The sequence below is a fragment of the Roseibium sp. genome, from assembly GCF_048261595.1.
Classification (GTDB): Bacteria; Pseudomonadota; Alphaproteobacteria; order Rhizobiales; family Stappiaceae; genus Roseibium.
In genome coordinates this window covers 125685-149676 of record NZ_JBLXFW010000006.1, presented here as the reverse complement: position 1 = coordinate 149676, position 23992 = coordinate 125685, and the positions used below count along the sequence as shown (strand labels likewise).

General features: G+C 58.8%; 18 protein-coding genes and 4 tRNA genes. 18 read left to right on the top strand and 4 right to left on the bottom strand.

Translation table 11 applies throughout. The annotated features are described in order from the left end of the window. Positions 1 to 163 precede the first annotated feature (163 nt). A complete protein-coding gene (locus ACN0SY_RS17885) occupies positions 164 to 3454 on the top strand; it encodes an AsmA-like C-terminal domain-containing protein (protein WP_417689560.1) in 3291 nt (1096 codons plus the stop codon). A 58-nt stretch (positions 3455 to 3512) separates the two neighbouring features. Here ACN0SY_RS17885 and tyrS read toward each other — a convergent pair whose 3' ends face one another. Continuing rightward, on the bottom strand, positions 3513 to 4766 hold the full coding sequence (gene tyrS / locus ACN0SY_RS17880) for a tyrosine--tRNA ligase (RefSeq protein WP_417689558.1): 1254 nt from the start codon (positions 4764 to 4766) through the stop codon (positions 3513 to 3515). 279 nt (positions 4767 to 5045) lie between these two features. Between tyrS and ACN0SY_RS17875 the strand changes: the two genes are divergently transcribed. Both ACN0SY_RS17875 and ACN0SY_RS17870 read left to right on the top strand, forming a co-directional pair. Next, entirely contained in the window at positions 5046 to 5651 is a 606-nt protein-coding gene (locus ACN0SY_RS17875; protein WP_417689556.1) for a thiamine phosphate synthase, read from the top strand. Positions 5652 to 5705: 54 nt separating this feature from the next. Further along, a complete protein-coding gene (locus ACN0SY_RS17870) occupies positions 5706 to 6194 on the top strand; it encodes an AAA family ATPase (protein WP_417689554.1) in 489 nt (162 codons plus the stop codon). An 85-nt stretch (positions 6195 to 6279) separates the two neighbouring features. On the opposite strand, the gene glnA is transcribed toward ACN0SY_RS17870, so the two are convergent. Further along, on the bottom strand, positions 6280 to 7689 hold the full coding sequence (gene glnA / locus ACN0SY_RS17865) for a type I glutamate--ammonia ligase (RefSeq protein ID WP_417689552.1): 1410 nt from the start codon (positions 7687 to 7689) through the stop codon (positions 6280 to 6282). Between the two features lie 122 nt (positions 7690 to 7811). Next, positions 7812 to 8150, bottom strand: a complete 339-nt coding sequence (locus ACN0SY_RS17860) for a P-II family nitrogen regulator (RefSeq protein WP_153768889.1) — start codon at positions 8148 to 8150, stop codon at positions 7812 to 7814. A 459-nt stretch (positions 8151 to 8609) separates the two neighbouring features. Between ACN0SY_RS17860 and ACN0SY_RS17855 the strand changes: the two genes are divergently transcribed. The 9 genes from ACN0SY_RS17855 to ACN0SY_RS17815 all read left to right on the top strand — a co-directional run bounded on the left by ACN0SY_RS17855 (position 8610) and on the right by ACN0SY_RS17815 (position 19688). Next, positions 8610 to 10073, top strand: coding sequence for an NAD(P)H-hydrate dehydratase (locus tag ACN0SY_RS17855; RefSeq protein WP_417689733.1), 1464 nt, complete (start codon positions 8610 to 8612; stop codon positions 10071 to 10073). Between the two features lie 95 nt (positions 10074 to 10168). After that, positions 10169 to 10253, top strand: a tRNA-Leu gene (locus ACN0SY_RS17850). A 311-nt stretch (positions 10254 to 10564) separates the two neighbouring features. Beyond that, the gene (gene tig / locus ACN0SY_RS17845; RefSeq protein WP_417689550.1) at positions 10565 to 11914 is read left to right on the top strand and encodes a trigger factor; all 1350 of its coding nucleotides are present in this window, start codon (positions 10565 to 10567) and stop codon (positions 11912 to 11914) included. A 205-nt stretch (positions 11915 to 12119) separates the two neighbouring features. Further along, positions 12120 to 12758, top strand: coding sequence for an ATP-dependent Clp protease proteolytic subunit (locus tag ACN0SY_RS17840; RefSeq protein ID WP_417689548.1), 639 nt, complete (start codon positions 12120 to 12122; stop codon positions 12756 to 12758). A 236-nt stretch (positions 12759 to 12994) separates the two neighbouring features. After that, the gene (gene clpX / locus ACN0SY_RS17835; protein WP_417689546.1) at positions 12995 to 14260 is read left to right on the top strand and encodes an ATP-dependent Clp protease ATP-binding subunit ClpX; all 1266 of its coding nucleotides are present in this window, start codon (positions 12995 to 12997) and stop codon (positions 14258 to 14260) included. Positions 14261 to 14574: 314 nt separating this feature from the next. After that, positions 14575 to 17004, top strand: coding sequence for an endopeptidase La (lon, locus tag ACN0SY_RS17830; RefSeq protein ID WP_417689544.1), 2430 nt, complete (start codon positions 14575 to 14577; stop codon positions 17002 to 17004). A 188-nt stretch (positions 17005 to 17192) separates the two neighbouring features. Then, the gene (locus tag ACN0SY_RS17825; protein WP_417689542.1) at positions 17193 to 17468 is read left to right on the top strand and encodes an HU family DNA-binding protein; all 276 of its coding nucleotides are present in this window, start codon (positions 17193 to 17195) and stop codon (positions 17466 to 17468) included. 232 nt (positions 17469 to 17700) lie between these two features. Beyond that, a tRNA-Val gene (locus ACN0SY_RS17820) sits at positions 17701 to 17776 on the top strand. Positions 17777 to 18029: 253 nt separating this feature from the next. Beyond that, positions 18030 to 19688, top strand: coding sequence for a Na/Pi cotransporter family protein (locus ACN0SY_RS17815; RefSeq protein WP_417689540.1), 1659 nt, complete (start codon positions 18030 to 18032; stop codon positions 19686 to 19688). Between the two features lie 28 nt (positions 19689 to 19716). On the opposite strand, the gene ACN0SY_RS17810 is transcribed toward ACN0SY_RS17815, so the two are convergent. Then, on the bottom strand, positions 19717 to 19995 hold the full coding sequence (locus ACN0SY_RS17810) for a hypothetical protein (protein WP_417689538.1): 279 nt from the start codon (positions 19993 to 19995) through the stop codon (positions 19717 to 19719). Between the two features lie 453 nt (positions 19996 to 20448). Here ACN0SY_RS17810 and ACN0SY_RS17805 point away from each other — a divergent pair. The 6 genes from ACN0SY_RS17805 to ACN0SY_RS17780 all read left to right on the top strand — a co-directional run bounded on the left by ACN0SY_RS17805 (position 20449) and on the right by ACN0SY_RS17780 (position 23945). Continuing rightward, a tRNA-Asp gene (locus ACN0SY_RS17805) sits at positions 20449 to 20525 on the top strand. 42 nt (positions 20526 to 20567) lie between these two features. Beyond that, positions 20568 to 20644 (top strand) — tRNA-Asp (locus ACN0SY_RS17800). Positions 20645 to 21139: 495 nt separating this feature from the next. Continuing rightward, complete coding sequence (locus ACN0SY_RS17795; RefSeq protein ID WP_417672373.1) at positions 21140 to 21505, top strand: NADH-quinone oxidoreductase subunit A; 366 nt, start codon at positions 21140 to 21142, stop codon at positions 21503 to 21505. Then, positions 21496 to 22077, top strand: coding sequence for a NuoB/complex I 20 kDa subunit family protein (locus ACN0SY_RS17790; RefSeq protein WP_417689536.1), 582 nt, complete (start codon positions 21496 to 21498; stop codon positions 22075 to 22077). Before ACN0SY_RS17795 ends, ACN0SY_RS17790 begins: the two co-directional genes overlap by 10 nt. A gap of 66 nt (positions 22078 to 22143) precedes the next feature. Continuing rightward, positions 22144 to 22749: an NADH-quinone oxidoreductase subunit C gene (locus tag ACN0SY_RS17785; RefSeq protein ID WP_417689534.1), complete on the top strand. Its 606-nt coding sequence runs from the start codon at positions 22144 to 22146 to the stop codon at positions 22747 to 22749. 11 nt (positions 22750 to 22760) lie between these two features. Continuing rightward, a complete protein-coding gene (locus ACN0SY_RS17780) occupies positions 22761 to 23945 on the top strand; it encodes an NADH-quinone oxidoreductase subunit D (protein ID WP_417689532.1) in 1185 nt (394 codons plus the stop codon). The last annotated feature ends 47 nt before the right edge of the window (positions 23946 to 23992 follow it).

Sequence of the window (23992 nt, the reverse complement as noted above, 5' to 3'; positions counted from 1 at the left end):
TAAAGGTTGCGGGAAATCCGCGAGTTTGCGCTTCGGTTTAGTGCTTTTGCAGTGTGCATTGGTATCATAGGGCCCACGGCGACTCGATCAATTGCGACATGGACAAAAACCTGCCGCAGCGGCGACATGGAGCGCGCGGAAGATACGAGGTCTTCACACATCAATGAGTGCAGCGATCAAGGCAGGGACGCATATCTGGCGCGGATGGAGCCGCCGCCGGAGGATCGCGTCCAGTGTCGGGTTGTTTCTGGTCGTCTGCATCGCGGTTCTCGGTGTCCGGCTGATGAGCGGGCCGGTGCATCTGCCGATGTTCGCAAGGTTCATGGCAGAGCAGGCCAGCCGTGGACCTGCAAAGCTCACGATCGTCGATGCGTCCATAGACTTTGCCCACAAGGATGGCATTCGGGTTGTTGTCCGGGAGGCCCATCTTCGGCTTGAAGGCGAAGTCGCGGTAGAGGTCCTGCTCCCACGCGTCGAGGCACCGCTTGACGGAATGGCTCTGCTTGCCGGGAAAATTCATTTCGAATCGCTTGTTCTCGATCGTCCAAAAATCGTGCTGGGCGTCGAACAGAGTGAGCGTGAGCTGCCCGAGATGTCTCATCTCATGGAAGCTATCGACAAGGTTGCGGATGTTGTCGATCTTGAGTTCTCGCGACGCAACCTCGAGAAAGTCGAGGTTGCGAACGGCGAAGTTGAAGTCACTGGCGCGCTGGCGCGCTCGTTCAGGGGCATCGATGCGACAGTGCGTCGCCGTGATGACACCCGTATCGACGCGCTGGCGCGCGTTGCGGGACGCGTCGGTCCCTGGCAGCTGCAGCTGACGCGGCGCATCGGCGAGGGCGAGGAAGACGAAAAGCGTCTGTCACTGCTGTTTCGCGAGATTTCTCTCGGCGAACTGCTGGATGCGGAGCAGGAAGTACGCAGCGGCAAGGGGCTTGGCCTGCCGCTCAGCGTGCGCTTCGACACCAGGTTTGAAAATAACGGTGCGTTCAAGGTCGCCAGCCTGGTTACCAGGGCCAGCGACGGCTGGTTTCAGCTTGGCAGGTCCTCGGTACGATATGATGATGTGGCCCTTGCGCTTGAATGGGTCGCCGACCGTCCCGGGATCGAGATCACCACGTCTCACGCAATTTATGGCAACACGCAGATCTTCTTCAGCGGATCGATTCAGATTCCTGAAGAGGCCGGTGCGGACTGGACGATCGATCTTGCAACCGAGCGCGCGCAGTTCGGGTCTTCGGACATTCCGCTGGCCCCGATGACAATCGACGGAATCTCGATCGACGGGCGCATTGACCCGGTTGGGCGTACCTTCTTCTTCGATGAGGCGTTGCTCAAGTCCGGGCCATCCCAGATCATGGCGTCGGGCTCCGTCGAGTTGCGCGCTGACGGCCCCTACATTGCAGTGGCAGTGGACGGAAAAGACATTCCCTATGGTCTGACGAAGCAGGTCTGGCCGATAACGCTCGTCCCGCCGGCGCGCCGCTGGATCATCGACAGGATCCATGACGGAAGGATCACGCATTTCAGCTATCAGGCAGCGGTTCGCCCTCCGGCGTTCAACCCGGCTGATCCTGATCCGGGTTGGTCGGGCAACGACATGACCATGGAGCTTCAATTCCAGGGTGCTGAGATTGAACCCGTCGGCGACGTTCCCCGTATCTCCGGAGTTGATGGAACCGTAACGATTGCCGACGAAATCCTGACAGTACGAGGTTCAGACGGCATCGCACGGACCGAAGATGGTTCGGAGGTGGAGGTCCCCTCGGCAACCTTCAAGATCCTGAACCTGCGTGACCGGGAGAACAAGCTCGGCGTTCTTGATGTCGATCTGGTCGGAGACGCTGGCGACCTTGGCGAGATCGTCGACCGGGAGCCGTTCCGGGTGCTCGAGCGCGCAGACGTCTCAAGCGACGGGGTTTCGGGTCCCTCGGAAGCGACGATCCATGCCGAGTTCCCGATGCGCAAGCAGGTGGATCTGGCTGAGGTCGACTGGTGGGCGGAAGCGGTCTCAAAGAGTTTCACTGCCAGCAAACCGATCAAGGGGCACACGATCGCCAAGGGCAATATTCGTCTGCAGGCCGACCGGTCCCAGCTGGCAGTTGTCGGGAAAGGCGTTCTGGATGGTCTGCCTGCGGATATCAATCTGCTGCTCCCGCTCGGTGGTTCGAAGGTCAAGCCGCGGCAAGGCGTTGTTCTGGATGTCTCGGCCGACCAGCTGAAGCAGCGTGGCATAGACCTGACGGCATTCCTCGACGGGCCGATGGTCGTGCGCGTTGTCGATCTTGCCGGTCAGAGAACCTTCGAGATCGATCTGGAGCAGACCCGCGTGCGTCTCGACGCTCTTGGTTGGGAGAAGGCGCCCAATGTTCCCGCAACGGTCCGCTTCGTTCTCGATCCGCAGGACGATGGCCAGGAAGTTCGGGACTTCCGGCTCCTGTCAGATGGCGTGGAGGTTGCGGGCAATCTTTCTCTTTCGTCCGGGGGAGATCTGGTAGAGGCGTCGTTCTCAAGGTTCCGGCTGCGGGCTGGGGACAACGTCTCGCTGACGATCCAGCGCGGTTCCGGCGGCAAGTACAAGGTCGCCATGTCCGGGGAAGAGTTCGACGCGCGAGGGCTGATCCGCCAGGTCGGGAAACCCAGGGGCGGGGACAGCAGCTCCGGCTTTTCCAAGGGGCTCGCCATCACGGCGAATGTTTCCCGGCTAAAGGGCTTCAACGACACAAACGTCGAGAAGTTCACCGGCATTCTGGAAACGGATGCCAACGGGCTGACAGCAGCTGACGTTACGGGCATGCTCAATGGCCGGGCTCCGTTCAGTTTCGAGATCGAGGATCGCAGCGATGGGGCAGGGCGCAATGCGATCGGGGCATTCGATGACGCAGGTGCAATGCTCAAGTTTCTCAATCTCTACGACCGCATGCGCGGCGGCCAGGGACAGCTTCAGGCCCGGATGGAAAGTCATGAGAGCTGGGAGGGTACTTTCGGGGTCCGATCCATGTCGATCACCGAAGACCCTGCCATCCGCAAGCTGCGCGAACAACCCGGGCTGTTGGGGCAACGGGATCAGGGCGCGATCCATGCCATTCGCGGTCAGCAGGGCGGTGAGGCGTCCTTCGAAACCCTGGACATTGCTTTCGTTCGCCAGGGAGACCGTTTGACAATCACGAAAGGCGCCCTTCAAGGGGCGGTGATCGGAGGCACGGTAACGGGCGATGTCGACCTCAAGGCGCAAACGCTTGATCTGACGGGAACCTTTGTGCCGATCTACGCGCTGAACAATATCTTCGCCAAGATCCCGATTCTCGGTTTTGCGCTCGGGGGCGGATCCCAGGAGGGGCTGATCGGTGTGACCTACAAGGTAAGCGGTCCACTCGGAGATCCGGTTCTTTCGGTCAATCCGATCTCTGCAATCGCGCCCGGGATCTTTCGCAAGATGTTCGAATTCAACTAGACAAACGAAAAGGCCAGGCAGTTGCCCGGCCTTTTCGTTTCATGTGTCGTCGCTTGTCCTAGACCGGCTTCAGCAGAACGTGCTTCTTCTTGCCAAGCGAGAGCTTGATGATGCCCTCTTCGGTCAGGTCGCCCGAGGTCAGTTCGCGCTCGTGGCTCTGCTCTGCCTTGTCGTTGATCTTGACGGCACCGCCCTTGATGTTGCGGCGCACCTCGCCGTTTGAGGCGCAAAGCCCGGCGGTCACAAAGGCATTGAGGATGCCGATGCCGGCATCGAGGTCGGATTTTGCAACTTCAACGGTCGGCAGGCCTTCCGCAGACTGACCTTCCTCGAAGGCCTTTCGGGCTGTCTCCGCAGCGGCTTCCGCCTTCTCGCGGCCATGAATCAACGTCGTCGCCTCGGTGGCCAGAACCTTCTTGGCTTCGTTGATCTCAGCGCCTTCCAAGTTCGCGAGGCGCTTGATCTCATCCATCGGTAGAATGGTGAAGAGCTTCAGGAACTTCTCGACGTCGGCGTCTTCCGTGTTGCGCCAGTACTGCCAATAGTCATAGGCCGAAAGCTGCTCCTCGTTGAGCCAGACTGCACCTGCGGCGGTCTTGCCCATCTTCGCTCCCGATGCCGTGGTCAGCAGCGGCGATGTCAGGGCGAAGGCAGTCGTTTCTTCCAGGCGGCGTACAAGGTCGGTGCCGGAGAGGATGTTTCCCCACTGGTCAGAGCCACCCATCTGCAGTCGGCAACCCGTACGCCGGTAAATCTCCAGGAAGTCGTAGCCCTGCAGCAGCATGTAGTTGAATTCCAGGAACGACAGGTTTTGTTCTCGCTCGAGGCGAAGACGCACGCTGTCGCGCTGGATCATTTGGTTGACGGAGAAATGTCTCCCGATTTCGCGCAGGAAGTCGACGTAGTTCAGCTTCAGCAGCCACTCGGCGTTGTCCATCATGATGGCGTCGGTCGGACCATCGCCGAACGTCAGCAGCTTTTCGAAGACCTTGCGGATGCCGGCCTTGTTTTCCTCGATGGTCTCTTCGGTCAGCAGCTTGCGGCTTTCATCCTTGCCGGAGGGGTCGCCGACGCGGGTGGTTCCGCCGCCCATCAGGGCGATCGGCCGGTGACCGGTCTGCTGGAACCAGTAAAGCATCATGATCGGAACGAGGGACCCGGCATGGAGGCTCGGGGCGGTGCAGTCAAAGCCGATGTAGGCCGTCACGGTCTCGTTCGCGCACAGCTCGTCCAGACCCTGCGGGTCGGAGATCTGATGAATGAATCCGCGCTCGGAGAGGACTTTCAAAAACTCTGACTTGAATTCGCTCATCACCGGTTCCGTGTCGTGCTCAGGCAGCCCAAATGGCCGTCAGTATTTGCGTTTCGCCCGCTATATCGGATGTCGTGGCAGATTTCACGGGGCAATGGCAAAAAAGTTCCTGAAACACCGAAAGGGGGCGAGGCAATCTGTTCACTGACCTTGGGGAGGTGGAATGCGGTCGTTCTCACGTGCTTTTCGTCCCGGATTGACAGGGCAGCCGGATTGCCGTCATTTCCCGAGCCTCATTGCGTTTTCCGAGTACCGATCCCAACGACAGGCAGCACTTTCATGAAACTGGATCCGTTTTATCTGATCGTCGACAAGGCGGAGTGGATTGATCGCCTCGGACCTTTGGGTCTTAAGCTGGCGCAGCTGCGGCTCAAGGATCTACCGGCCGCTGAGATCCGTCAGCAGATACGCGATGCTAAGCGGGCGGCCGACAAGCATGGAGTGACCCTGGTCATCAACGATTACTGGGACATGGCCATCGATGAAGGCTGCGCGTGGGTTCATCTGGGGCAGGAGGATCTCGATGACGCCGATCTGGCGGTTATCCGCAGCGCAGGCCTGAAGCTCGGGCTGTCGACCCATGACGGTGCCGAGCTGGACCGCGCCTTGGCAGCAGAGCCGGACTATATCGCGCTTGGCCCGGTGTTTGAGACGACGGTCAAGGAGTTGAAGTGGGCCCCGCAGGGAATCGACCGGCTTGCCACCTGGAAGGAAAGGGCCGGCTCCCTGCCACTCGTTGCGATTGGGGGCATGACGCCGGAACGGGCAGACGCGGCGCTTCGGGCCGGTGCGGACAGCGTGGCAGTCGTGACCGACGTTCTCGCAAATGCGGACCCTGAAGCCAGAACGTGCGAATGGCTGGAGGTGACAGCGTTCCGGCGCTGACAAAGCGCGCAGCGGGCCAGGTTAGAATGCTCGAACTTAATTGGATACAATAACTTGTCTGGATTTCTTCATCTTCTTTCAGGAAAGATCGCCGCCGGAAAATCGACACTGGCGCGAGACGTGTCCTCCAAGCCGGGTCATGTACTCATCAGCGAGGATGAATGGCTTGCATCGCTGTTCGGTCCTGAAATGGCGACGATAAGGGACTATGTCCGTTGTTCCGGGCGCCTGCGGCAGGTCATGGCTCCACATGTGGTTGCCTTGCTTGAAGCCGGAGTGTCGGTCGTCCTCGATTTCCCGGCAAACACCCCGGAGACCCGGGCCTGGATGAAGCAGGTTATCGACGCGAGTGGATGCGAGCACACGTTGCACTACCTGAATGTTCCGGACGATGTCTGCAAGGCGCGGCTGCAGGCGCGCAATGCCGGTGGCGGCCATGAATTCACGGTTAGCGATGAGCAGTTCGACGCAATCACGCGGCATTTCGTTGCTCCAACGCCGGCCGAAGGCTTTGATATCGTTGAGCATGGGGGCGGCGACTGACCACGTCGCTCTCGATCTTCTCCGGAGGAAAACAAAAAGGCCGGGCGAATGCCCGGCCTTTCCGTTTCCGAAATCCTTGGGAGGATTAGACGGAGTAGTACATGTCGAATTCGACCGGATGCGGCGTCATTTCGTAACGCTCGACTTCTTCCATCTTCAGTTCGATGTAAGCGTCGATCTGGTCGTCGTCGAACACGCCACCGGCCTTGAGGAACTCACGGTCCGCATCAACTGCTTCGAGAGCTTCGCGCAGGGTGCGGCAGACGGTCGGGATCTCGGCCAGTTCTTCAGCCGGCAGATCGTAGAGGTTCTTGTCCATGGCGTCGCCCGGATGGATCTTGTTCTTGATGCCATCGAGACCAGCCATCAGCAGAGCCGAGAAGCAGAGGTACGGGTTCGCGGTCGGATCCGGGAAGCGGACTTCAACGCGCTTTGCCTTCGGGTTGGACGAGAACGGGATACGGCAGGAAGCCGAACGGTTACGCGAGGAGTATGCCAGCAGAACCGGTGCTTCGTAGCCCGGGACCAGACGCTTGTAGGAGTTGGTCGACGGGTTGGTGAAGGCGTTCAGGGCCTTGGCATGCTTCAGGACACCGCCGATGAAGTACAGGCAGGTCTCGGAGAGGTCTGCGTACTGGTTGCCGGCGAAGGTCGGCTTGCCGTCGTTCCAGATGGACAGGTGGCAGTGCATGCCAGTGCCGTTGTCACCGAAGACCGGCTTCGGCATGAACGTCGCGGTCTTGCCGTAAGCGTGAGCAACCTGGTGCACGACGTACTTGTAGATCTGCATGTTGTCGGCGCACTTGGTCAGCGTGTCGAACTTCATGCCGAGCTCATGCTGAGCGGACGCCACTTCGTGGTGGTGCTTTTCGGTCGGAACGCCCATTTCGGCCATGACGGAAAGCATTTCAGAACGGATGTCCTGGCAGCTGTCGATCGGCGGAACCGGGAAGTAGCCGCCCTTGGTGCGGACGCGGTGGCCGAGGTTGCCGGTTTCGTATTCAGCATCCATGTTGGTCGGCAGCTCGGAGCTGTCGAGCTTGAAGCCCGTGTTGTACGGGTCAGCTGCGAAGCGAACGTCGTCGAAGACGAAGAATTCAGCTTCCGGACCGACGAAGATGGTGTCGCCGAAGCCACCGGACTTCACGTAGGCTTCCGCCTTCTTCGCGGTCATGCGCGGGTCGCGGTTGTAGGCTTCACCGGTGATCGGGTCGACGATGTCGCAGAAGATCGCCATGGTGGTCTGAGCGAAGAACGGATCGATATGCGCGCTTTCCGGGTCGAGAACCATCATCATGTCCGACTCGTTGATGGCCTTCCAGCCGGCAATCGAGGAACCGTCGAAGGCGGTACCTTCAGCGAACATGTCTTCATCGATGAGAGCAACGTCGAACGTGACGTGCTGCATCTTTCCGCGCGGATCGGTAAAACGCAGGTCGACGAATTTAACGTCCTTTTCCTTGATTTCCTTGAGGACCTCAGAGGCGGTGGTCATACTGTCCATCCCTTTAACTTATTTGATCAGTAGGGTTCGTCTCGATACGCCGTCGTTTGAAATTTTCACGTGCGTGCGGATCGAATTCCGGGTTTGGCCGTTGGCGGCCGGTGGGGAGAAAATCAGATGGCGTCTTCGCCGGATTCACCGGTACGGATACGCACTGCTTCCTCGATGTTGGAAACGAAGATCTTGCCGTCACCGATGCGCCCAGTCTGGGCGGCAGACCGAATCGCCTCGACGGCTTTTTCCACCATATCGCCGGTGAGCACAATCTCGACTTTCACCTTCGGCAGAAAATCGACGACATACTCAGCGCCGCGGTAGAGTTCGGTGTGGCCTTTCTGGCGTCCGAAACCCTTGGCTTCCGTTACAGTGATCCCCTGGAGGCCGACCTCCTGGAGAGCTTCCTTAACTTCATCCAACTTGAAGGGTTTAATGATCGCCTCGATCTTTTTCATCACCTTCGTCTCTCTCCAAATTTCTTGGCCATGAATGATGGCGGGTTGGTCGTGCCTTGGCAGGTTTGACCAGGAACTCCACTTCGGTGTTAGCACATCTCGTGCCAATTGGTGCTGACGCCTCAAAACGCCGGAAAATTGAGCATTTCAGAGCAGCGTAAGCGAAGCCAAGGTCAAGTCGCTCGCAATTTTTGCATAATTAGTATGCAGTCCGCATAATAAATGTGCAAATTTGTATTTATCTCGGCTTCCAACGCGGACAAGACGGCCAAGGCCGCTCATCCAGTCCATTCTCCCTTCTGGCAGTAATCCATTGAATTCCGATGCGCGACGGAGTGCATGTGGGCTCGGATGAGACTACGATCGATCCAAGTTGTTCCATCATTTCCCATTGTTTCAAGGGACGGTTTCGTGACCGATTTTTCAACCGACGCAATCGAACTTCTGACGCCCGACGAGATGGGGAGGGCTGACCGCACAGCAATCGCCGGTGGTGTTCCGGGCATAGAGCTCATGCGGACAGCGGGAGCTCATGTCGGTCGGGTCGCTGAAACGCTGTGCCGTCCAGGGGGCAGGGTGGTCGTCGTATCTGGCCCGGGAAACAATGGAGGTGACGGGTTTGTTGCCGCGAAATACCTGAAAGGTCATGGGTACCCGGTGGACGTCTGGCTCTTGTGTGAGGCGGATAAACTCAGGGGTGATGCGGCCCAGGCCTTTCAGGAGATGGGCTTTGAACCCCGGCCCGTGGACCTGGCCGGCCTGTCGCAAAGCCTATCCGGGGCGGCGCTCGTGATCGACGCGATGTTCGGAGCGGGGCTTGACCGGCACTTAGAGGGGCTGGCCGCTGACTGTGTCGAGTTGATCAATTCCAGCGGTGTCGATGTTCTTTCCGTGGATTTGCCGTCCGGTGTCAATGGCGCAACCGGCCAGGTCATGGGTGCCTCGGTGCATGCCAAAAAAAGCATCACTTTCTTCCGGCTCAAGCCCGGGCACCTGCTTTACCCGGGGCGCGCGCTACGCGGTGAGGTAAAGTGTGTCGATATCGGGATCCCGGATGACGTTCTGAGCGATATCAGGCCGCAAACGTCTCGAAATCTCCCGGGGCTGTGGATGGGGCACTGGCCTGTCCCCCAGGTCAATGGTCACAAATACGAACGCGGCCATGCGGTTGTCTTCTCGGGGCCGATGCATTCCACTGGCGCGGCGCGCCTTGCTGCGGCGGCGGCTCTCAGGGCTGGTGCGGGACTGGTAACGGTCGCGTCGCCTCCATCTGCCTTGATGACCAATGCCGCGCATCTGACGGCGGTGATGCTGCGTCCGGTCAGGGATCGAGAAAATATTATAGATCTCCTGAAGGACCGACGCTTCAACTCGGTTGCAATTGGCCCGGGCTATGGCGTCGGCGAGGGCTGCGCGACCGCGGTCATGGCCATTCTCGGATCCGGTGCCTGCGTGGTTCTAGACGCGGATGCGCTGACGAGTTTCCAGCAGGACCCGGCTTCGTTGTTTGAGCAAATTCGTGGGCGGGAAGCCAGTGTCGTGCTGACGCCTCATGATGGTGAATTCAGGCGGCTTTTCCCCGATCTCGCGGAACTCTCTAAACTGGAGCGGGCAAAAAAGGCGGCCGAGCGCTCTGGCGCGGTGGTCATATTGAAGGGGCCGGATACCGTCATCGCGGATCCTTCGGGACAGGCGGCGATCAACGACAACGCGCCTCCTTGGCTGGCCACGGCCGGTTCGGGTGACGTGCTTGCAGGGATCGTCACCGGACTTCTCGCCCAGTCTGTGCCGGCATTCGAGGCAGCATGCATGGCAGTCTGGCTGCATGGTGCGTCCGGGATCGAGGCGGGACCGGGGCTGATTGCCGAGGATCTCGGTTCCGCGCTTCGGCCCGTAATCGCCCGGCTTGTGGAAAAAGCCTGACGGGAAAGCATGAAAAAAACCGCTTGGCCCTTTGACGGTCGGGAAGCCGGTGCTATAGAGGCCGCGCTTCGACGCCGGGCCTGGCCCTGGCGTCTGCGGATGTGGTGAAATTGGTAGACACGCCAGATTTAGGTTCTGGTGCCGCAAGGCGTGGGGGTTCAAGTCCCTCCATCCGCACCATTCTTGCTTGCGCTATCGCGCTGCGCGCGCCGTGAGCGCAAAATCGGCTGTGGCCTTGATGCCAGACCGATACTGAGCGTTTCAGGCCGGATAAAGCGTAGAGACAGAGCCGCAAATCGGCCTATCCCCTTGACACTTTCGGGCCCACCCTTTATCGCGCTCCCATCGTGCGCCTCGCGATTATCATGAGGCGCGGCGTAGCCTGATTGATCGCCTCCTTCGTGACTGGCGGGCGCCGGGAGACGCCGAGATCGAATTTTTACAACAAGCATCCGGAACGGATCGTTCCAGACCGAGGACGAAGCAAACCCATGCAGGTTACCGAAACCCTCAATGAGGGCCTCAAGCGAGAGCTGAAAATCGAAATTCCGGCCGGTGATCTGGCTGCAAAGCTCGACGCCTATATGGAGGACATGAAGTCCAAGGCACAGATCAAGGGCTTTCGTCCGGGCAAGGTGCCGGTTTCCCATCTGAAGAAGATGTATGGCCGTCAGGCCATGGCGGAAATCCTGTCGAATACCATCCAGGAAACCACTCAGAAGGCCATTGAGGACCGCTCCGAGCGTCCGGCCCTGAACCCGTCCATCGACCTTCCGGATGAGGAAGCGGAAAAGATCCTGGCCGGCGACGCCGACCTGTCCTTCTCCATGTCCTACGACATCCTGCCGGAATTCGAGATCGTCGACTTCAAGGGCATCGAAATCGAACGCCCGGTTGTCGAGATCCCGGAAAGCGAAGTTGACGAGCAGGTCGCCGAGATCGCCAAGAACAACACCCCGTTCGAGGAAAAGAAGGGCAAGGCCAAGGAAGGTGACCGGGTCACCATGTCCTATCTCGGCAAGATCGATGGTGAGCCTTTCGAAGGCGGGGCCGACGAAAACGGCCAGCTGGTTCTCGGCTCCGGTCAGTTCATCCCGGGCTTTGAAGATCAGCTGATCGGCGTGAAGGCTGGCGACGAGAAGGTTGTTGAAGTGACCTTCCCGGAAGAATATCCGGCAAAGCACCTGGCTGGTAAGCCGGCAACCTTCGACATCGTCGTCAAGGAAGTCGCGGCACCTGGCGAAGCCAAGATCGACGACGAGTTCGCCAAGGGCCTTGGCCTTGAGTCGCTCGACAAGCTGAAGGAAATCGTCCGCGGCCAGATCGAGAGCCAGTTCGGTCAGATGACCCGTCAGCGCGTCAAGCGCCAGCTTCTGGATAAGCTCGATGAGCATTACTCCTTCGATCTGCCGGAAGGCCTGCTGAACTCCGAGTTCGATGCAGTCTGGCGCCAGGTCGAGGAAGACATGAAGCGCAACGAGAAGACCTTCGAAGACGAAGGTACGACCGAGGAAGCTGCGAAGGCCGACTACCGCAAGATCGCCGAGCGCCGTGTGCGCCTTGGTCTGGTCCTGTCCGAAATCGGTGAAAAGAACGAGATCCAGGTGACCGACGAAGAACTGCAGCGCGCTCTTTATGACCGCGTCCGCCAGTTCCCGGGCCAGGAGCAGCAGGTGTTCGAATTCTACAAGAACAACCAGCAGGCTCTCGCTTCGCTGCGTGCGCCGATCTACGAGGAAAAGGTCGTCGACTACATGCTCGAGCTGGCCAAGGTCACCGACAAGACGGTCACCAAGGAAGAGCTTGAGAAGCTTGTCGCCGATGAGGACGACGCGGCGTAAGCGTTTTCCTTCGAAAAATCAGCAGATGCGGCCCCGGCTTTAACCTTGCCTTCACGCCGCATCTGCCATGTCTTTGCGTTGAGGGCGACATCCCCTATGTATGGGGTGTCGCTTTTTTCGAGTCAGGCCCTGGATTCGTTCCGGCGTCTACAGGGCGGTATCTGGCCGTGGAGCCCACGGCCGTCTCAAAGAATATGGATGAGGTATGAAGGATCCTGTCGATATCTACATGAACACTCTCGTTCCGATGGTCGTCGAACAGACGAACCGCGGCGAGCGGGCCTTCGATATCTTCTCGCGTCTCCTGAAGGAGCGGATCATCTTCCTGACGGGTCCGGTCGAAGACCACATGGCCACCCTGATCAGCGCCCAGCTGCTGTTCCTGGAAGCTGAAAATCCGACCAAGGAAATCGCTGTCTACATCAACTCGCCTGGCGGTCTCGTGACTGCCGGACTGGCGATCTACGACACCATGCAGTTCATCCGTCCGGCAGTGTCCACGCTCTGCATCGGTCAGGCCTGTTCCATGGGGTCGCTGCTTCTGGCTGCCGGTGAGAAAGACATGCGCTTCTCGCTGCCCAATGCACGCGTGATGGTTCATCAGCCGTCCGGCGGGTTCCGTGGCCAGGCTGCTGACATCATGCTGCATGCCCAGGAGATCCTGAAGATGAAGCGCCGTCTCAACGAGATCTACGTCAAGCACACGGGCCAGTCCCTGGATGCTGTCGAAGAGGCTCTTGAGCGCGACAATTTCATGAGCGCCGATCGCGCCAAGGAATTCGGGATCATCGATAACGTGATCACCGATCGCGCCAGCCTGGCGGCGGACGCGGAAGCCAAGTGATCCTTATGCCTGTCTGCGGGAAAGCCGTGGACAGGCATTTGTGACCGCTAGATATGGTCGTTTTACTCTTTCGCCTTAAACCTATATTGATTTTTACGGGCGAAGCATGGTCACATTGATCGCCATTAAGAGTAAAATCGGTCCTAGGCGGAAAATTCGAACCAGATGCCTTATTTTGGTTCGATCTTGAAAGGTAAGGAGGCGCTTGTCCTCCTAAAGTACGCGGGGTTGAATAAATGACCAAGGCCAGCGGCAGCGACTCCAAGAATACCCTTTACTGCTCGTTCTGCGGTAAGAGTCAGCATGAAGTGCGCAAGCTGATCGCCGGCCCGACTGTTTTCATTTGCGATGAATGTGTCGAGCTGTGCATGGACATCATTCGCGAGGAGAACAAGTCCTCGCTGGTGAAGTCCCGTGATGGTATCCCGACGCCTCAGGAAATCCGCAATGTCCTCGACGACTATGTCATCGGGCAGAACAGCGCGAAGAAGGTCCTGTCGGTTGCCGTTCACAACCATTACAAGCGCCTGAACCACGCTTCCAAGAACAACGACGTGGAACTGGCGAAGTCGAACATCCTGCTCGTCGGTCCGACCGGCTGCGGCAAGACGCTCCTGGCCCAGACGCTGGCGCGCATCCTCGACGTGCCGTTCACCATGGCCGATGCGACCACGCTGACCGAAGCCGGCTATGTGGGCGAGGATGTCGAGAACATCATTCTGAAACTTCTGCAGTCCGCCGACTACAATGTGGAACGCGCTCAGCGCGGTATTGTCTACATCGATGAGGTCGACAAGATCAGCCGCAAGTCGGACAATCCTTCGATCACCCGCGACGTGTCGGGCGAGGGCGTTCAGCAGGCCCTCTTGAAGATCATGGAAGGCACCGTGGCTTCCGTGCCGCCGCAGGGTGGCCGCAAGCACCCGCAGCAGGAATTCCTGCAAGTGGACACGACCAACATCCTGTTCATCTGCGGTGGTGCGTTTGCAGGTCTCGACAAGATCATCTCGGATCGCGGAACCCAGACTTCCATCGGCTTCAAGGCACAGGTGCACGCGCCTGAAGATCGCCGTATCGGCGAACTGTTCTCCGTCATGGAGCCGGAAGATCTGCTGAAGTTCGGCCTGATCCCGGAATTCGTCGGTCGTCTGCCGGTCATCGCGACACTGGAAGACCTCGATGAAGAAGCTCTGGTGACGATCCTGACCGAGCCGAAGAATGCTCTGGTCAAGCAGTATCAGCGCCTGTTCGAGATGGAAAACGTCGAATTGACCTTCCACGATGAAGCTCTGAAGGCGATTGCCCGCAAGGCAATCGAGCGCAAGACCGGTGCGCGTGGCCTGCGCTCTATCCTGGAGGCCATCCTGCTCGATACCATGTACGAGCTGCCGGGCCTGAAAGGCGTCAAGGAAGTGGTGATTTCGCCCGAGGTGGTGAAGGGCGAGGCTCGTCCTTTGTACATCTACGAAGACCGCGAAGAATCTTCTGCGACCAGCGCCTGATTGCGTCATCACGCGAATGAGAAAATGCCGCCCACTCGGGCGGCATTTTTCGTTTCAATCTTGGAAAAGCCTTCAGTTTTCCACCGTAATGATAAGCTGGCGCAACCTTTGGGGGGAACTTGCGCCGTTGCCTTGACAGTGGGGCGACCGGTGTCCACCTAATAGGACAACACGACGGCCTTGGGGACCGCAATCATGCCCAATGGGGTGATCCGGTTCAGCACCTTGCAAACACCTCCCGTTTGCCGCCGTCCGTCAGTATCTCGCACCGCTGGACAATCCGGGGGGTGGGATGCGCAGAGAAAGGAATGGAAATGAGCGAAACCGAAATCCGCTCTTCGAACGAAGACGGCAAGTCCGTCTATCCTGTGCTGCCTCTGCGGGACATCGTGGTTTTCCCGCACATGATCGTTCCGCTCTTTGTCGGCCGCGAGAAATCCATTCGGGCCCTCGAAGAGGTCATGAGCACCGACAAGCATATCCTGCTGGCGACGCAGGTGAATGCTGCCGATGACGATCCGGACACGGACCAGATTTATGAGGTTGGAACCCTTGCGACCGTCCTCCAGCTTCTGAAGCTGCCGGACAATACGGTCAAGGTTCTGGTCGAAGGCGGCGCTCGCGCGCGCATCGACGAGTACACCGATCGTGCCGAATACTATGAGGCAAGCGCCGAGGTTCTGCCCGAGAAAGATGGCGAGAACATCGAGGTCGAGGCTCTGGCCCGCTCGGTCATCACCGAGTTCGAGAACTACGTCAAGCTGAACAAGAAGGTCTCGCCGGAAGTTCTCGGCGCAGTCAATCAGATTGATGACTACTCGAAGCTCGCCGACACCATTGCCTCGCATCTGGCGATCAAGATCCAGGAAAAGCAGGAGATCCTCGGCATCGTTTCCGTGTCCGAGCGTCTCGAGCGCGTCCTGGGCATGATGGAAAGCGAGATTTCGGTCCTTCAGGTCGAGAAGCGTATCCGCTCGCGCGTCAAGCGCCAGATGGAGAAGACCCAGCGCGAGTACTATCTGAATGAGCAGATGAAGGCCATTCAGAAGGAGCTTGGCGACAGCGAGGACGGCCGTGACGAAGTGGCCGAACTTGAGGAAAAGATCAAGAAGACCAAGCTGTCCAAGGAAGCTCGCGAGCGTGCTGCAGCCGAGATCAAGAAGCTCAAGCAGATGAGCCCGATGTCCGCCGAGGCGACCGTCGTGCGCAACTATCTGGACTGGCTTGTCGGCATTCCGTGGGGCAAGAAGAGCAAGGTCAAGCATGACCTCGAGCTTGCGGAAAAGGTGCTCGATACCGACCACTACGGCCTCGAAAAGGTCAAGGAACGTATCGTCGAATACCTTGCCGTGCAGAAGCGTGCGAACAAGCTGAAGGGTCCGATCCTCTGCCTCGTCGGTCCTCCTGGCGTCGGCAAGACCTCGCTTGGCAAGTCCATCGCCAAGGCGACGGGGCGTGAGTTCGTCCGCATGTCGCTCGGCGGCGTGCGCGATGAGGCCGAGATCCGTGGTCATCGCCGGACATACATCGGTTCGATGCCCGGTAAGGTCATCCAGTCGATGAAGAAGGCAAAGAAGTCCAATCCGCTCTTCCTTCTCGATGAGATCGACAAGATGGGCATGGACTTCCGCGGTGATCCGTCATCGGCCCTCCTTGAAGTGCTCGATCCGGAACAGAACGGTTCCTTCATGGATCACTATCTGGAGGTCGAATACGATCTGTCAGACGTCATGTTCGTGACCACCGCGAATACGCTGAACATTCCTGGCCCTCTCATGGACCGCATGGAAATCATTCGTATCGCCGGCTACACCGAGGATGAGAAGGTCGAGATCTGTCGGCGTCATCTGATCCCGAAAGCCGAGAAGGACCACGGCCTTCGCGAGGGCGAGTTCTCGATCACGGATGAAGCACTGAGGTTCGTGGTACGCCGTTACACTCGTGAAGCGGGTGTGCGTAACATGGAGCGCGAAATGGCGACCCTTGCCCGTAAGGCGGTCAAGGACATCCTCATGAGTGATCAGGAGAGCATCACGGTCACCGAGGAAGTTGTCGAGAAGTACCTGGGCGTACCCCGCTACCGCTACGGTGAAGCGGAGACGGAAGACCAGGTCGGTGTTGTCACCGGTCTTGCCTGGACGGAAGTCGGCGGCGAGTTGCTCACCATCGAAGGCGTGATGATGCCGGGCAAGGGCAAGATGACCGTGACGGGCAACCTGCGCGATGTCATGAAGGAATCGATCTCCGCTGCGGCATCCTACGTCCGTTCGCGTGCTGTCGATTTCGGGATCGAGCCGCCGCTGTTCGACAAGCGGGACATTCACGTCCACGTTCCGGAAGGGGCGACCCCGAAGGATGGTCCGTCTGCCGGTATCGCAATGGCCACTGCGGTCATCTCGACACTGACGGGCATCCCGGTGCGCCGTGATGTTGCGATGACGGGTGAGATCACTCTGCGTGGCCGTGTCCTGCCGATCGGCGGACTGAAGGAAAAGCTCCTTGCGGCTCTTCGCGGTGGGATCAAGACCGTCATGATCCCGGAAGACAATGCCAAGGACCTGACCGACATTCCGGACAGCGTGAAGAACTCGCTCGAGATCATTCCCGTGTCGAGCATGGAAGAGGTACTCAAGACCGCTCTGGTCAGGGTGCCGGACCCCATCGAATGGGATGAGGCAAGTGCCGAAGCGGCAGCCAAGGCAAAGGCCGCGGAAGACGAATCGGCAGGCGTTGTCGCTCACTGACAACGCATGTTGCATTGCATAAATCGAAAAGCCCCGGCTTTGCCGGGGCTTTTCTTATGAAAAACCCAGGTAAATGGCGGTTTTCTGCGAAATTATGGCTTGCATCGAAAGCCATTTCGCCCGACTTTCCGGCAACGGCGCTGACGAGAATCGTCGGCCACCCGCCGTTTCTTAGAAAGGTATCTGCTATGAACAAGAACGATCTGATCGCAGCCGTCGCAGAAAAGACCGGCCTCACCAAGGCTCAGGCAGGCGAAGCTGTCGACGCAACCTTTGAAGCTGTCACCGAGACCCTCAAGGGCGGTGGTGAAGTTCGCATCATCGGTTTCGGCAACTTCACCGTTTCCGAGCGTGCTGCCACCGAAGGCCGCAACCCGCGCACTGGTGAAACGATCCAGATCCCGGCTTCCAAGACGCCGAAGTTCAAGGCCGGCAAGGGCCTCAAGGATGCCGTCAACTCCTGATCCGGAGTTACACTGGCTGAATTGCCAAACCCCGTGCACGAAAGTGCGCGGGGTTTTTCATTGTAGATGCCTCTCGAGTTTCCAGAGGCAGGCAGGGCGTGCGCGGCGTCCGGGAGCGTTGCGCGAAGCCGTGGCAGCTCTTGTTGATAAGTCGATGGCTTTTCCTTGCAAAGGCCGGTGAAAGGTCCTAGAACCCGTCTCACCGAACGCCGGGGCCACCCCGGACGCTTCAGGGCGATTAGCTCAGTTGGTAGAGCGCCTCGTTTACACCGAGGATGTCGGGAGTTCGAGTCTCTCATCGCCCACCATTTTCCCAATTTATCTTTGAATGACAGAAGCGGCATTGCGCAGTCGTGGTTTTCTGCGCTTAAGCGCGACCCTGATGCGGGTGACCCAACGCGGGCGGCCAGGTGATCTGCAGCCTTGCGCTCGTTCGTGCGTGGATACTTTTCCTGACACGATTGTGTGGATGCGTGGGCGCGTCTTGATTTCGTTTGGTTTCGAGAATCTTCATATTAGGCTGTGAAACATAGAAGTTCAGTCTGAAATTCCGAGACGATCATGGCGCTGTTGGTTCTGGTAAAAATGTTCGGAGCGGTGATGCTGCTGCTCTACGCCGTGCGCATGGTGCGTACAGGGTTTGAACGCGCATCAGGCCCGGCGCTGCGACGTCTGCTTGCAAGTGCATCTGCGGGGCCGGTGAGGGGCGCGCTCGCCGGGGCGTCCGTGGCGATACTGCTTCAAAGCTCAACCGCCGTTGCCATGCTGGCAGCCGGCTTTGCAGCGTCGGGTTTCCTGACGGGAGCCGCCGGTCTTGCGGTGCTTCTCGGTGCCGACGTGGGTTCGTCCCTGGTGGTACAGTTCCTGGTTCTGGATCTTAGCTGGCTGGTGCCGCTGCTGCTTGCCGTCGGAGGATGGTGCTTCCTGAAGTTCGAGTCGCGGGCAGTCAGGCAGAGCGCGCGGATCATGCTCGGAATCGCCTTTATCCTGCTCTCATTGCAGATGATCGCAGAGGCGACCGAACCGCTGAAGCAGTTGCGTTTCATGCCACAGATAGCCGGCTACCTGGCGGGCGATCCGCTGACTGCGATGGTGGCTGGTGCCATGCTTGCGTTGGTGCTGCATTCGAGTGTCGCCGCCGTGCTCATGGTCATTGCCTTTGTCGGAAATGCAGGTTTTCCATTAGAGGCAGCCGTACCGCTGGTCCTTGGGATCAATGTCGGTGCGGGACTCATAGGCGTGTGGCTGACGAGAGGAATGGATTCGTCCGCGCGGGTGCTTCCACTCGGAAATTTCGTGTTTCGGCTGCTTGGTGCAATTGCCGGAATCATACTGTTTTCTCAGGTCGATTTGCCGCTTCACCTCGTTCCGGGAGGGGCGGCGCAGCAGGTCGTCGCAGCGCACGTGCTGTTCAATATCGCGCTCTTGTTCATCTGCTTGCCATTGACGCGGCCGCTTGCATGGGCGCTTGCCCGGCTCAAGTCCTTGCGCAGTTCCGATCAGATCGCGGAGGCCCTGGAACATCCGAGTGCACTCGATCATCGCGTCGTTCATATTCCGAGGCTGGCGCTTGCGAGCGCGACGCGCGAGCTGCTGCGCATGGGAGAACTCGTCATGGGCATGGCTGGCCCGGTGATGGGAATCCTGGAGAGCGGCAGACCGGAGGAGATTGCACGGCTCAGGGGATTCGACAGGCAGGTCAACGAACTGCACTCGGCTATCAAGCTTTACATCGCAGAGGTCAACCGCGCTGAACTGACAGCGGCAGAGGCAGAGCGGAGCATGGAACTGGTCAGTTTTGCGGTCAATCTGGAGCGGGCAGGAGATCTGATCGTCAAGAATTTGCTCGATCAGGCGGAGAATCTGAGGCGGAACAATATCGGTTTTTCGAAGGAGGGGCTGGCGGAGCTCATCACCATGCATGACCGAGTGCTCGCCAACATGCAGCTGGCGCTGAACGTTCTCATATCCAGTGATCTGGAATCGGCGCGCGAACTGATCTCAGAAAAGGAGAGGATGAGGGCGCTGGAGCGCGGCAGTCACGACCGTCACCTGACGAGACTGCGCGAAAAGACACCGGAAAGCCTGGCGAGCAGCAATGCGCATATGGAAGTGGTGCGCAGCCTGAAGGAGATCAACTCGCTGTTCGCAGCCGTTGCCGTCCCCATTCTGGTTCATGAGGGGCAGTTGCGCGAAAGCCGTCTCGTTCCGGCGGAGTGATGGCCGGCAAGGGCAAGACGAAGCTACGCTAGTCGTTCACATGGCCGGTGCGTGACTGAATCAGGTTTTCAAGCAGCTTGGAGGCCAGTTCGGTTTGAACCTTGATCAGGTCTTCCTCGCCCTCTGTCTCTACGCCAGGTCCGCGGGTAGCTGCACTGGGAGCAAATTTGTCCCGCCGTGCGCTCAGATCTCCCAGGATGAGTGGAAGGATATCCGCATGGAGCGTTCCCGGATCCTGGTCTGGCGCTGACGCAACATGGCTGTCGAAGTGCAACTCAACGAGTTGTGCGATATCTTTCAAATACATCAATCCCCCCGACGCCGAGCGTCCCGTTGCAGAGGACCTCAAAAGCCAGGGAACGGGTAGATGGTAGATTTACCTCTTTTACGGGTGCAGGCAGGAAAATCGGCTCTCGTGCCGAGCGTCAGTCGATGAGTTTGTGAAACTCGGATCGATGAAGGGCGTGCCATCGCCGCTGGGAGGCGCTGCTGGCGAATCCGCTCACATATATGTTCAGGTGAGCGTGAAAAACGCGGTTCGTGGGGCTTCACAAGCGTCCAGAAGCGTTCTTTTCGAAAACCAATCCTTTTGCGATCAATAGGTTATCCACAATGAAGGTATGCTGCATGGGCTCCGGGGAGGGGGCATTTTCCACGCTTTCGGAAAAACGCGTTTTTTGCACAGGCAGAGCGCTTGACTTCCAATCCCAGCCGCCGTACATCAGCGCCACTTCACGGCGTCACCACGTCGCCGAACGAAGCGGGTGTAGCTCAGTTGGTTAGAGTGCCGGCCTGTCACGCCGGAGGTCGCGGGTTCGAGCCCCGTCACTCGCGCCACTTTCTTCCTGAGAAAGTCGGCGCAAATATACCGTAAAGTGTGCGGGTGTAGCTCAGTTGGTTAGAGTGCCGGCCTGTCACGCCGGAGGTCGCGGGTTCGAGCCCCGTCACTCGCGCCACTTACGGTTTTTTCAGGATATCTCCACAAAGCAACGAATTCGTGACCGTATGCCGCATGGCTGTCCGGTGCGCTTTTTCTATTTTACCGTTCTGCAAAGTACGGGTTATCCGCTCAGACTTTTGCCCTAGGCCTAAATGCCGAGTACGGCCCGATAAATGTCGGGCGAGGGTGCCGAGCGATTCTCCTTGTGCAGGAAATTTCGAAGATTTCTCGCATTTGTGCCGATGGATGAGAAGTTTTCAACCGATCAGCAAGGACCTGAAAGGCAAGGTTCACGCGGCAGGGCATCAAAACCGGCGGAACCATGTCATTTCTTTGACTGGCAAGGGTCTTGCGTTGATGAGGACCGTGGGATAAGCGTGCCTTCGCATGTTGGCCGATCACGCGCCGACAGGCTGTGCGCTATCCCGAGTGTCCAACCTGAGATACCGTGCTGCCTTGAAGGCTGGGTCTCCCTCCCGATCCGCCCTCCATATGCAAGGACGCGAAAGACATGGAAGAACTCTTGCGGGAATATGTCCCGATCGTCGTCTTCATCGGCATTGCGCTGGTGATCGGCATCGCGCTGCTCGTTTCCCCATTCCTCTTGGCTTACAAGAACCCGGATCCGGAAAAGCTCTCGGCTTACGAGTGCGGCTTCAACGCCTTTGACGATGCGCGCATGAAGTTCGACGTTCGCTTCTACCTCGTGTCCATCCTCTTCATCATTTTCGATCTCGAAGTCGCGTTCCTGTTTCCCTGGGCCGTGAAGTTCGGTGACCTTGGATGGTACGGCTTCTGGTCCATGATGGTATTCCTCGGCGTGCTGACGGTCGGCTTCATCTACGAATGGAAAAAGGGAGCGCTGGAATGGGATTGACGACCACAACCGGCCCGCTCATCGCCCAGCAGCCGAAGGGCATCATCGACCCGAACACCGGCAAGCCGGTGGGTGCGAATGATCCGTTTTTCATGGAAGTCAACGACGAGTTGGCCGACAAGGGCTTCCTGGTCACTTCCACCGACAACCTGATCCAGTGGGCCCGTACCGGCTCTCTGATGTGGATGACTTTTGGTCTGGCATGCTGCGCAGTTGAAATGATGCAGATGTCCATGCCGCGCTATGACGCCGAGCGCTTCGGTTTCGCACCGCGCGCATCCCCGCGTCAGTCCGACGTGATGATCGTTGCCGGAACGCTGACCAACAAGATGGCTCCGGCCCTGCGCAAGGTCTACGACCAGATGCCGGAACCGCGTTACGTCATCTCGATGGGCTCGTGCGCCAACGGTGGCGGCTACTATCACTATTCCTATTCGGTTGTTCGCGGCTGTGACCGCGTCGTCCCGGTCGATATCTACGTCCCGGGATGCCCGCCGACTGCGGAAGCGCTTCTCTACGGCGTCATGATGCTGCAGAAGAAGATCCGCCGGACCGGCACGATCGAACGCTAGAACTGAAATTCCGGGGGACGGCGCGCCGCCCCTCCAGAGGGCTCCAACGGAGTGAGGTCATAAGACATGGACGAGACGCTGAAGGAACTGGCCGAGCATATCGAGCATGCTCTGGGAAGTTCGCTTTTGTCCTGGACCGTGGAGTTCGGTGAGCTGACGGTGGTTGTCAGCCCGTCGGATATTCTCGACGTCGTGCGCTTCCTGCGCGACAACAGCTCTTGTAAGTTCGTCAACCTGACGGATGTCTGCGGTGTCGACTGGCCGGCGCGCGACAAGCGCTTCGACGTGGTCTACCACTTCCTGTCCCCGGTCCAGAACCAGCGCATCCGCGTCAAGGTCATGACCGACGACGTGACGCCGGTTCCGTCGATCACGGGTCTTTTCCCGGGTGCTGAATGGTTCGAGCGCGAAGCCTACGACATGTACGGCATCCTGTTCTCCGGACATCCGGACCTGCGCCGCATCCTGACCGACTATGGTTTCGACGGACATCCGCTGCGCAAGGACTTCCCTGTGACCGGCTACGTCGAAGTGCGTTACGACGACGAGAAGAAGCGGGTCGTATACGAGCCGGTCCGCCTGAACCAGGAAATGCGCAATTTCGACTTCCTCTCGCCATGGGAAGGCACGGACTACGTGCTTCCGGGCGATGAAAAAGCAACCACGAATTAAGGCGGCGCTCCATGGCTGAAGCCCAGGTTCGAAATTTCAACATCAACTTCGGTCCGCAGCACCCGGCGGCACACGGCGTTCTGCGTCTCGTGCTGGAACTGGACGGCGAAGTGGTGACCCGTGTCGACCCGCATATCGGTCTGCTTCATCGCGGTACCGAGAAGCTGATCGAGCAGAAGACTTACCTGCAGGCGGTTCCGTATTTCGACCGCCTCGACTACGTCGCGCCGATGAACCAGGAGCATGCCTATGCCCTGGCGGTTGAGAAGATGCTTGGCATCACCGTGCCGATGCGCGGTCAGCTGATCCGCGTCCTGTTCTCGGAAATCGGCCGTCTGTTGTCCCATCTTCTAAACGTGACCACACAGGCCATGGACGTTGGCGCGCTGACGCCGCCGCTTTGGGGGTTCGAGCCGCGCGAAGAACTGATGGTGTTCTACGAGCGGGCTTGCGGTGCGCGCATGCACGCTGCCTATGTGCGCCCGGGTGGCGTGCACCAGGATCTGCCGCGCGATCTGCTCGATGACATCTGGGACTTCTGTGACCCGTTCCTGCAGACGCTGGATGACATCGAAGGCCTGTTGACCGACAACCGCATCTTCAAGCAGCGCAACGTCGATATCGGCGTTGTCGACCTTGATGATGCCTGGGCCTGGGGCTTCTCCGGGGTCATGGTTCGCGGGTCCGGCGCGCCTTGGGATCTGCGCAAGTCGCAGCCCTATGAGTGCTACGCCGATCTCGACTTCGATATTCCGATCGGCAAGAACGGTGACTGCTACGATCGCTATCTCATCCGCATGGAAGAGATGCGCCAGTCGGTCCGCATCATGAAGCAGTGCCTGGAAAAGCTGACTGTCGAAACCGGTCCGGTTTCGGCCACCGACGGCAAGATCGTTCCGCCCAAGCGCGGCGAGATGAAGCGGTCGATGGAAGCGCTGATCCATCACTTCAAGCTCTACACCGAAGGGTATCACGTCCCGCCCGGCGAGGTTTATGCCGCCGTCGAGGCGCCGAAGGGGGAATTCGGCGTCTATCTCGTGGCTGACGGCACCAACAAGCCGTATCGCTGCAAGATCAAGGCGCCGGGCTACAGCCACCTGTCGGCCATGGACTTTGTTTGCCGTGGACACCAGCTCGCCGATGTCTCGGCTGTGCTTGGGTCCATGGACATCGTGTTCGGTGAGGTCGACCGCTAAGCGGCCGGCCCACTCAGTCATTCCGACCCTGGCAGCTGCTTCTGGTA

Excerpts from the sequence above, each read along its gene's own strand:
- ACN0SY_RS17885 (WP_417689560.1), top strand. The coding sequence starts at position 164 with ATGAGTGCAGCGATCAAGGCAGGGACGCATATCTGGCGCGGATGGAGC.
- tyrS (WP_417689558.1), bottom strand. The coding sequence starts at position 4,766 with ATGAGCGAATTCAAGTCAGAGTTTTTGAAAGTCCTCTCCGAGCGCGGA.
- ACN0SY_RS17875 (WP_417689556.1), top strand. The coding sequence starts at position 5,046 with ATGAAACTGGATCCGTTTTATCTGATCGTCGACAAGGCGGAGTGGATT.
- glnA (WP_417689552.1), bottom strand. The coding sequence starts at position 7,689 with ATGACCACCGCCTCTGAGGTCCTCAAGGAAATCAAGGAAAAGGACGTT.
- ACN0SY_RS17860 (WP_153768889.1), bottom strand. The coding sequence starts at position 8,150 with ATGAAAAAGATCGAGGCGATCATTAAACCCTTCAAGTTGGATGAAGTT.
- ACN0SY_RS17855 (WP_417689733.1), top strand. The coding sequence starts at position 8,610 with ATGGGGAGGGCTGACCGCACAGCAATCGCCGGTGGTGTTCCGGGCATA.
- tig (WP_417689550.1), top strand. The coding sequence starts at position 10,565 with ATGCAGGTTACCGAAACCCTCAATGAGGGCCTCAAGCGAGAGCTGAAA.
- ACN0SY_RS17840 (WP_417689548.1), top strand. The coding sequence starts at position 12,120 with ATGAAGGATCCTGTCGATATCTACATGAACACTCTCGTTCCGATGGTC.
- clpX (WP_417689546.1), top strand. The coding sequence starts at position 12,995 with ATGACCAAGGCCAGCGGCAGCGACTCCAAGAATACCCTTTACTGCTCG.
- lon (WP_417689544.1), top strand. The coding sequence starts at position 14,575 with ATGAGCGAAACCGAAATCCGCTCTTCGAACGAAGACGGCAAGTCCGTC.
- ACN0SY_RS17825 (WP_417689542.1), top strand. The coding sequence starts at position 17,193 with ATGAACAAGAACGATCTGATCGCAGCCGTCGCAGAAAAGACCGGCCTC.
- ACN0SY_RS17815 (WP_417689540.1), top strand. The coding sequence starts at position 18,030 with ATGGCGCTGTTGGTTCTGGTAAAAATGTTCGGAGCGGTGATGCTGCTG.
- ACN0SY_RS17810 (WP_417689538.1), bottom strand. The coding sequence starts at position 19,995 with ATGTATTTGAAAGATATCGCACAACTCGTTGAGTTGCACTTCGACAGC.
- ACN0SY_RS17795 (WP_417672373.1), top strand. The coding sequence starts at position 21,140 with ATGGAAGAACTCTTGCGGGAATATGTCCCGATCGTCGTCTTCATCGGC.
- ACN0SY_RS17790 (WP_417689536.1), top strand. The coding sequence starts at position 21,496 with ATGGGATTGACGACCACAACCGGCCCGCTCATCGCCCAGCAGCCGAAG.
- ACN0SY_RS17785 (WP_417689534.1), top strand. The coding sequence starts at position 22,144 with ATGGACGAGACGCTGAAGGAACTGGCCGAGCATATCGAGCATGCTCTG.
- ACN0SY_RS17780 (WP_417689532.1), top strand. The coding sequence starts at position 22,761 with ATGGCTGAAGCCCAGGTTCGAAATTTCAACATCAACTTCGGTCCGCAG.